Genomic DNA, 9165 nt, shown 5'->3' with positions numbered 1-9165 from the left:
CGGGCACGGCATATGGCGATAGCCCTGTCGCCACCGGACAAAGAGATACCCGATGCCGAGAATCATGAACTGAACGACTTCTCATTCGGGACCGGCGATGACGGTCGCACTCATGGCACCTTCGATCTGGACAACCTACTCGGAGAAAAGCTTGCAGTAGCGCTGGATCCATTGTCCAAACAGGTTCCCGAACCCGATGGATCACCCGATAGTCGGACCAGAGCCCAACGCACCGCCGACGCGCTGGAGCAACTGTTGGATTCCTACCTCGAACAAGAATACCGACCCACCCGTGGTGGCGCGAAACCCCACGTCAACCTGACGGTGTCACCAGAACATCTACAGGCACTACAACTGCGTGGATTGGGTGGTGTGAAGCCGCCGGCGTTGGCAGCCTCGTTTGAATGGACCGGACCCGCCTCCGCATCGACAGCCCAGATGGTGGCCTGCGACTCGGTGATCACGAAAATCTTGGTCGACAACAACATGGTCCCGCTCGACGTCGGCCGCGACCACCGGACCGTCACCCCAGCGATCCGCAAAGCGTTGATCGCCCGAGACCAAGGCTGCGCATACCCGGGCTGCGGCTGCCCGCCCGGCAGAACCGATGCCCACCACATCCAGCACTGGAGCAAGGGCGGCGTCACCAGCCTGACCAACACCGTCCTCCTGTGCAAGCGACACCACCGGTACATCCATCACCTGCGCTGGGAAGTCTTCATCGGTACCGACGGGCACCCCTGGTTCATCAATCCGGACGACGCCACCAAAACACCTCTGCGATCCCACGCCCGCCGCACCATGACGTCCGACCTCGCCGCCGCATAACCAGGCGAAGCCGGAACCGCAAGACCAGAAACCCTACGACGACATATTCCAAGTACCCCAAGCAACACAGCAACGGCTGTGTACTGCACGACCTTTGAGAACTTAATAGCGCAATCGACGGGTCGAGTCATGACCCGGCGGTCGGGTGAACTCGCAGTGATGCGGAAGGTTCACCCGGCCGCCGGGCTCATGGTCCTCGGAAGGTCCCCGAACGACCGAATCCCAATTTTCGTCGTTTTGTAGCAGGATGTCGGCATGAGTGACGGGGTTGGGACCACGCTGGTCCTGCAGCGTGGGGTTTTCAGTGGTCCAGTGGCCGCAACCGACGCCGGGCTGTATGAAACTGTGGCACAGGGTGAAGCGGCTCGCGAACGGCACCGCTTGCACCTGAGTCCTGGGGCGGTGGTCGACACCGACACCTATTTCGGTCGACTCCCCGCCGGGTATTTCCGCCGGTGGACCACCCTGACGCAGGTGGATCTCGCATTTCGATTCGAGGCCACCGCACGTTCCCGGGTGACCGTGCGCGGCTCGGACCACACCGGCATGGTCCACGATCTACACGACATCGACGTCGAAGGCACCGATGCCCTGGCCCTGACGGTCGATCTGACACCTTTCACCGACGGCGGCAATGTCTGGCTGACATTCACGGCCGGCGATGGATCGTTGACGATCGACGACGTGCGGTGGTCGACCACCGCGCAGCAGCCGATACGGCAGCCCGCGGTGGCTATCTGCACCTTCAACCGACCGGCCGACTGTGTCACCACCCTGGCGACTCTCGTCTCAGATTCAGTGGTCGCACACGAACTGCTGGCTGTCTGTGTCGTTGATCAAGGCACCGACCGCGTGGAAGACCAACCCGACTTCCGCGGGGTGAGCGCCGGCCTTTCGGACCGGTTCACCTACGTACAACAACCGAATCTCGGTGGCGCCGGTGGATTCACGCGCGGGATGTGTGAGATCACCGAGCGCCACGACAACGTCAACGTCATCCTGATGGACGACGATATCCGGTGCGAGCCGGAATCCGTCTTGCGCCTCAACGCCTTTGCCAACCTGACAACCGAGCCCATGATCGTCGGCGCACAGATGCTCTACCTGATGCATCCGACCCGGCTTCATGTCGGTGCGGAGGAAGCGAACCTCGAAAAGCTCAGGGCCGGAAGGTGGTCGGAGCACGCACTGCACGATGCCGACATGCTGACCGAACGTCAGGACCGGATAGCCGACGCCGGCTACAACGGCTGGTGGACGTGCCTGATCCCCGCCGAGATCATCAAGACCATGGACCTGCCGATTCCGATGTTCTTCCAGTGGGACGACATCGAGTACGGCATTCGAGCCAACTTGGCGGGCGGATACCGCACCGTCACACTCCCGGGTGCTGCGGTGTGGCACATGGACTTCGCGGTCAAAGACCACGACGACTGGACCCTCTACTTCAGTATCCGGAATTCACTGATCACCGCCGCGCTGCACAGCGACTTCGACACCGCACCGCTGAGCGTCCTGCTGTTCCGCGAGATCGCACAGTACCTGGTGTCGATGCGATACGGCCTGGCCCTCACGATGATCCGGAGCATCGAGGATTTCCTCGCCGGCCCAGAGATTCTCGAAGACGGTGGACGCCAAGCCCTCGTCGACATCCGGACCGAACGAAAGCGATTCCCCGAGACCACCATTTCGCCCGAGTCGGCGATACCCGGTGCCTCCTACGACGCTCTGCCCGTGCACCCGGCGGGTATTCCACCCGCGAAAGACAAGTTCGATCTCGTGCTGTCCAAACGCGCGGTAACCCAGCTGACAGGTCGAGTCCAGCGAGGTTGCGTGACGATACCGCCACAAAATGAACACTGGTGGCACGTGTCGCTGTTCGATCAGGTGGTTGTCACCGATGCCTCCGGCAGCGGCTACCGGGTCCGCACCCGCGATGTCAGGCTCGCTCGACAGCTGACCAAGCGAACCCTCCTGCTGATGAGGCGTTTTCGCGCCGACGGCACGAAGACCGCGCAGGCGTACCACGATGCACTGCCACGCGTGACCAGCATGGAGAGCTGGCGGCGCCTGTTCGAGACCCCGGAGCGGTGACGGCTACCGCGCCGACCGGCCCCGGCTGACACCACGTACCCCACGAACGGCCTTGCGCGCCGCACGCCGCGTCACGTTGCGGATCGAGATGGGCGGATTCGCCCGTAGCGCCGCCATCTCGTTGTGGTGCCGACGCTCGAGTTCGGCAATCTCGCGATGATGCCCGTCCCGCTGCCGATCGAGCTGATGGACCAGCTCGTCGCGGTTGACGGCCGCCGCGGCCATCTCGTACTGCATCGTGAGGACCCGCGTGTACAGGGCGATCCGATTGTTCTCCATGGCTGCCAGCAACGGCGAGTCTCTATAGGGCTCGAGCGCGGTCCGCAGGCGGTCCGTCTGATCCGCATCTCCGGTGGGGTAGATGATCCCGAGTCCGAAAATTGCTGGTATCAAGGCGAACTCGTGCGTCCCGGGGGCCTGCGCAGCGAGCGAGTCCTCGACGGCGGTCAGCACACCGTTGCGTTCACCACCCGCCTCCACCGCCACGGTGAAGTGTCCCTGTCCCACAAATCCGGCCGGGGTGACGTCGTCGTGCCACACCGTTGCTCCGTCGTCGCCGTGCTCGTGGACTCCGCCGGCCTCGATCGCGTCCGCGTTGTAATACTGATCGCGGCGCCCACAGGGCCATAGGACGTCGTGCAGGATGACAATCGCATCGGGCGCCTTCGCCAGAATCCAGTCGACCTCGCCACGGACGGTGGCATAGTTGTGGTCGCCATCGAGGATGTAGACGTCACCGAGCGGGAGGTCACCGAGCACCTCCGGCGAAAAGCCTTCCACCAGATGCAAATTGGCGTTCTGAGCCAGAGTGGTACGCATCTGTTCGGTCGGAGTCGGTTCGATGCAGTACACCTCGTTCGCACCGTGATCGAGGTAGATCGAACTCGCTCCACCGGATTCGACGCCCACCTCCACCACCGTCGCCGGACGAGCTGCGGCAAAGATACGGCCGATCACCTCGGAGAACAGCGTCAGCGAATGCAGCAGCAGCGGGGCGTTCCGCGCACTCCGCGCTTGGGCGTGTGGATCGTCTCGATCCCCGAACTCAGATGTCGTCATTGTCGTCCTCTTCCTGCGGCAGAGGTGGAGGACCTCCGGCACGCGTCACGATCCTGGCGACTCCGGCGGCCAGGGCCAGGGGGCCGCCGGCGCGGTATTCTTCTTTGGCGCGCGAGGTCAACCGGGTGAGTCGGCGTCCCGGTGGCGGCCGATGCTGCAGTCCCGACAATGACTGTGGGAGAACAGCAAACGCGATCGTGATCGCAGCAGTGCTCACGGGCGCGCCCGCTCGCGCGGCGAGTGGCAACCACAACGCCGAATGCGGTTCGTGGAACTCGACCAGATTGCCGCCCAGCCACGTCGATTCCGCATAGACCAGGCCGGAGAAGTCCCCCGGCTGGTCCCAGCGCAGCGGCTCCGGCAGGCGATGCCCACCGGCAGTGACGGTCGCCTCGATCCAGTCCACCCGCACCAGCGCGGGGCGACCGGGAATGGCCAGTGAGATGTCCGTCGCGTCAAATGCCTCGAAGTTCAAGCGCGCGAACGACAATCCGTTCCGGTTGATGCGCAGCGGGACCTTGGGTCCGTCGTGCCACTTGCCATCGCCGGTCCGAAAGCGCAACACGGTCTCGCTACCGGGCGCATCGGGCTCGAAGACCTCGGCCGGCACAGCCCCCGAGTTCACGGCCTCTGCGGCGGCGGCCAGTTTCGGGTCCGCTGCAGCCAGCACCTGGGGCCAGAAGGAGTCCCGCATCAGGAGGTCACCGACGTCTCCCGGCGACATATACGGGACCGCCGGCAGGAGATCGACCGGGACAACGTGGGTAACGAGATCCGAGCCGAAGTTGTCCTCGTGTTCCCAGGCACCGAAGACCGCAGCCTCGTCGGGGGTGGGATATATAATGGACGTCGCCAGGATGTTGCCCAGCTGCACCACCTCACCACCGTTGAACGCGGGCCACTCCGGCAACTCCGAGGCGTAGCGCAGCCATTCGTTCTGGAACGCATGAACTGCCTCGTGAAGAGCTGCGCGTGCGTGCAACTGCGACGCCGAGCCGGCAATCGGGCCGAGGATCGGTTCGCCCTCGGGAGTGAAATCGAGCAGCGACCCGCAGAGGCTGCTCACGCCTTGTTCCAGAACCTCCGGGCTGCGGACCAGTGGACCGACGATGTCTTCGGGTTCACCGGCGGAGCCGAGATAGCCCTCGAGGCGCAGACCACGCAGCGCCACCTTGGTGCTGCGTTTGTCGGTTGCGAGATACAGACCGGCCGGTTTGATCGGGATTCCGGACAGCTCCAGAGCTGTGGCCAACTGGCTCTGGATCGTGGCGCCCCAGCCGAGATCCACCAACGTGATTTCGCCCGAGTCGAGTGCGCCGACCAGCCGCAGATGCGCCAGGAGCCGTTCGCGGGTGGCCGTCGCGGTGGTCGCGATTCGGTTCCGCAGGGCCGGCGACTCGGTCAGGGCGGTCGCGACGTCGTCGGCGATGATGCCGTTGTCGAGCACCGTGCCCAGTCGGGCCGACAACGCCGGTACATCGCCGGGCCGCAGCTGGAGTATGCCCAGCAGGCCGCCGATGGTCATCCCGTGTCGGCGGCGCATGAAGGTGTGGATGCTGTCCTGGTCGACAACCCCCAGGGCCGCGACCGATGTCAGATGCCGCGACAGCCAGACCGGCTTGGCGGTGACATCGAAGCCATGTTGGCGGGCGGCGTTGTTGATCAGGGTCGACAGCATCTCCCCTTCCCGCATCGGACACCACAGCACCGAGGTGCCCTCTTCGTGCGCCCGGCGCGCCGCCCATTCGGCAAAGCCGGTGAGTACCGGTCCGAGCACGGATGCGCCGTAGCGCCACGCGCACGCCACATCAGGTGCGACTGCATCGAGCTGCGCATCCTCGATCAACTTGGCGCGCAGGCTGGTGATACCGAAGTCGCCCTGAGTCAGGTCCAGTCGCGGCGCACAGGCACCGAACGGTTCGAGCGGGCTGCGCTCGCGACGGAGGATCGGCTCGTACCTCTCGCCGATCCGGGTGAAATGCACGGTCCGGACACCCAGCTTGCCGGGCACCGTCACATCCGGACGCTTGTTGTCGCCGATGTGCACGATCTGGCCGGGGAGTACACCCAGCGCTTTCACGACGATTTTCCACAACCCGTCGGCCTTGTCGACGCCGTGTTCATGAGAGCGGAAGAACTTCGCAGACTTGAGTGGTTCGAGGCCGGGCTGATCGAGGAAGCGGTCGAGATGTTCCTGGAGGAAGTAGGTGTCGGACACCACGACAATCGGGATCGAATGTGCGTGAGCGGTGTTGATCAGGGCGGCGATGTCGAGGTCCGGCACCAGGGTCCGGTACTCCTCGTCGATCTCCGCCTCGACGTAGAAGTCGATATTGCCGCGCAGCATGATCGCGGTGGGCATCTCACGCCAGATGTCGTATATCGACACCTCGGGGCCCAGCGCGCCCCGCCGCTCGCGCGAATCCGATTCGGCGACGATCCGCATCCGGCGAAATGTCGCGGCATCCACCCACGGCGGGATGGCGCCCTCACGCACGAGTCGCTCGCCCAACAGGGCGAAGAGGTCGGTGGGCCGCGGAACCCGCCGCCACAAAATGGTGTCGAATATGTCGAGCGACAAGACAGAACACGAGCCGTCACGCAGCATCTGATGCACGTCTTCGAGGCTGGTGCGGCCACGCCGCACCACCCGCTTTTGGGAGTCCATCACTTCGTTGATCAGGGCTTTGTCCAATCCTCGTGTCTTGATCCAGAACCATCCTAGTGACGACGACCACCTCCGGTGCACATGTCCGCTTCGTTTTTGAGGTCGATGATCGAGCGCTGCGGATGCTTTACCGAGACTTCGATGGGGTCCGCACGTCGATCCCCGATCGGTACCGGCAAGATGAGTGCCATGGGTGTCATCTATCTGGTTCGACATGGGCAGGCCGGCGTCGACGAAAACGGCTACGGCAGTTTGACCGAACTCGGGCGGAGGCAAGCCCACAATGTCGGCAAGACGCTGGCCGCCCGGGCCGGCAAGGTCAACTTCACGGTGTCGGGAAACCTTGCACGCCAACTCGAGACGATCGAGGAGATCGTGGCGCAGTTCCCGAGCGGTGGAGCACCCGAACCGGTCGTGAATCCCGGCTGGAACGAGTACAACCTCGAACGCCTCGCCCAGACCCACGTGCCGCCCACCGGCATCACGCCCGAGGCCACCTCGGCGCAGCGCGGGTTCCAGCGCAACCTCGACGGCGCATTGATCGACTGGGCGAACAGCGGTGACAGTTCGTACACCGAATATCGCGCCGGAGTCCGGGATGCGGTTGCGCAGATCGCCGAACACGCCGGGCCCGGGCAGGTCGCCATCGCGGCGTCGTCCGCCGGCACCATCGGCGCGGTGATCGCCGACCTCTGGGGCATCAGCACCGACAACTGGCCGGGCGTCTCCCGGACGATGGTGAACGGATCGATCACCAAACTCCTCGTCGGGCGGTCCGGTATCAACGTCATGTCCGTGAACGATCATGCCCACGCCGACATCGACGACGCCGATGGCGAACGGCCGATGGTCACCATGCGCTGATCACTGCCCGACAACGGCCGATCAACGTTTGCGAACGGCTGTTCTGGGCATATTGCGTCTGTGCAGCCGCAACGGACGCAAACCCGCAAGATCCTCGTCACCGGCGCCACCGGATACATCGGCGGGCGCCTCGCTCCCCGGCTGATCAAACGTGGGCACGATGTCCGCGTACTGGTGCGAACACCCGACAAGCTGCAGGACGCCCCATGGGCCGACGACGCCAGGGTGATCAAGGGAGACCTGTCCGATCCGGCATCTCTGGCCGAGGCGTTCGACGGCGTCGACGTGGTCTACCACCTGGTTCATTCGATGGGTGGAACGAAGGATTTCGGCGACGAAGAACGTCGTTCGGCGCAGAACGTGGTCGCCGCGGCCACCAACGCCGGGGTCAGCCGGATCGTGTACCTCAGCGGATTGCATCCATCCGACGTGGAGCTCTCGGCACACCTGAGTTCACGTACTGAGGTCGGTGAGATCCTGATGGCCTCCGGCATCGAGACGATCGTGCTGCAGGCCGGTGTGGTGATCGGTTCCGGCTCCGCATCGTTCGAGATGATCCGCCACCTGACCGAGCGTCTGCCGGTCATGACCACTCCCCGGTGGGTACACAACAAGATTCAGCCGATCGCAGTGAACGACGTCCTCCACTTCCTGATCGAGGCCGCCACCGCGGCGGTACCGAAGTCCCGGACCTGGGATATCGGTGGCCCCGACGTCCTCGAGTACGGCGACATGATGCAGGTCTACGCCGAGGTGGCCGGGCTCTCGAAGCGACGGATGCTCGTATTACCGCTTCTCACACCAACACTCGCAAGTCGATGGGTGGGTACCGTCACGCCGATACCCGGTGGACTGGCCCGTCCGCTGGTCGAATCGCTGGAACACAACGCGGTGGTCTCCGAGAACGACATCATCACCGTGATACCGCCGCCCGCCGAGGGATTGACTCCTTATCGCAGGTCCGTCGAGTTGGCCCTGGCACGCATCGACCGCGGAGAAGTCGAAAGCGCGTGGGCGAACGCCTCGCCCGACCATCCACCGTCCGATCCGATCCCCACCGACCCCGGGTGGGCAGGTGAACAGGTCTACGCAACACACCATTCCGGCAACTCAACCGCAGATCCGGCGACGCTGTGGAAAGCGGTCGAGATGATCGGTGAGCGACCGGAATGGCAGGTCGACGTCTGCGAGCCCGAGAAGGTGCTGCGCCTGCGGTCACGCCAGTCGATTCCTGGTACCAAGTGGCTCGAGATCAAGGTGTCAAGCACCGGCAGTGGATCCCGCCTCGACCTGCGCACGGCGTTCTATCCACGAGGTGTTGCGGGCCGCGGCTACTGGTACGCGATGTGGCCTGGACACCGAAAGATGTTGGACGCCACGGCAACCGAGATCATCAGGCAGGCAGAGAACAGCCACCAACCGTGACCGGCGCAGACGGGTCATACTGAATGGATGGAGAACGTCCCCGATTCGGGTGGCGAGGCGTTCGGCCGACTCGCGTGGGAGACGGCCTACCAACAATTGTCCGCATCGGCCGCATCTGCGCCGCTGGTCATTGGCGATCTCGAACGCCTTGCTGTGGCCGCGTATCTCACGGGTCGATACGAGGAGAGCATCGGCGTGTGGGAACGTACGCATCAGGCGGCGCTCAC

General features: G+C 64.2%; 6 protein-coding genes. 4 read left to right on the top strand and 2 right to left on the bottom strand.

Going from position 1 to position 9165, the window contains the following annotated elements; translation table 11 throughout:
* Together H290_RS0112500 and H290_RS0112495 are read left to right on the top strand one after the other, a co-directional pair.
* On the top strand, positions 1–828 hold an 828-nt coding region (locus H290_RS0112500; protein WP_028463110.1), incomplete at its 5' end, for an HNH endonuclease signature motif containing protein.
* Between the two features lie 255 nt (positions 829–1083).
* Entirely contained in the window at positions 1084–2922 is a 1839-nt protein-coding gene (locus tag H290_RS0112495) for a glycosyltransferase (protein ID WP_020107151.1), read from the top strand.
* 3 nt (positions 2923–2925) lie between these two features.
* On the opposite strand, the gene H290_RS0112490 is transcribed toward H290_RS0112495, so the two are convergent.
* Positions 2926–3981, bottom strand: a complete 1056-nt coding sequence (locus tag H290_RS0112490) for a class I SAM-dependent methyltransferase (protein WP_020107150.1) — start codon at positions 3979–3981, stop codon at positions 2926–2928.
* The gene (locus H290_RS0112485) at positions 3968–6649 is read right to left on the bottom strand and encodes an HAD family hydrolase (protein WP_051121988.1); all 2682 of its coding nucleotides are present in this window, start codon (positions 6647–6649) and stop codon (positions 3968–3970) included. Before H290_RS0112485 ends, H290_RS0112490 begins: the two co-directional genes overlap by 14 nt.
* A 141-nt stretch (positions 6650–6790) precedes the next feature.
* Between H290_RS0112485 and H290_RS0112475 the strand changes: the two genes are divergently transcribed.
* Positions 6791–7513 (top strand): histidine phosphatase family protein, encoded by a 723-nt coding sequence (locus H290_RS0112475; RefSeq protein ID WP_231373574.1) that lies wholly within the window; start codon positions 6791–6793, stop codon positions 7511–7513.
* 60 nt (positions 7514–7573) lie between these two features.
* A complete protein-coding gene (locus H290_RS0112470) occupies positions 7574–8938 on the top strand; it encodes a DUF2867 domain-containing protein (protein WP_020107146.1) in 1365 nt (454 codons plus the stop codon).
* The last annotated feature ends 227 nt before the right edge of the window (positions 8939–9165 follow it).

The sequence above is a fragment of the Nocardia sp. 348MFTsu5.1 genome, assembly GCF_000383535.1.
Lineage (GTDB): Bacteria > Actinomycetota > Actinomycetes > Mycobacteriales > Mycobacteriaceae > Williamsia > Williamsia faeni.
The sequence above is the reverse complement of the archived record's forward strand: the minus strand, read 5'-3'. Positions and strand labels throughout refer to the sequence as shown.

What these genes read in the sequence shown, in the direction of transcription:
- H290_RS0112495 (WP_020107151.1), top strand. Translation starts at nt 1,084, where the DNA reads ATGAGTGACGGGGTTGGGACCACGCTGGTCCTGCAGCGTGGGGTTTTC.
- H290_RS0112490 (WP_020107150.1), bottom strand. Translation starts at nt 3,981, where the DNA reads ATGACGACATCTGAGTTCGGGGATCGAGACGATCCACACGCCCAAGCG.
- H290_RS0112485 (WP_051121988.1), bottom strand. Translation starts at nt 6,649, where the DNA reads ATGGACTCCCAAAAGCGGGTGGTGCGGCGTGGCCGCACCAGCCTCGAA.
- H290_RS0112475 (WP_231373574.1), top strand. Translation starts at nt 6,791, where the DNA reads ATGGGGTCCGCACGTCGATCCCCGATCGGTACCGGCAAGATGAGTGCC.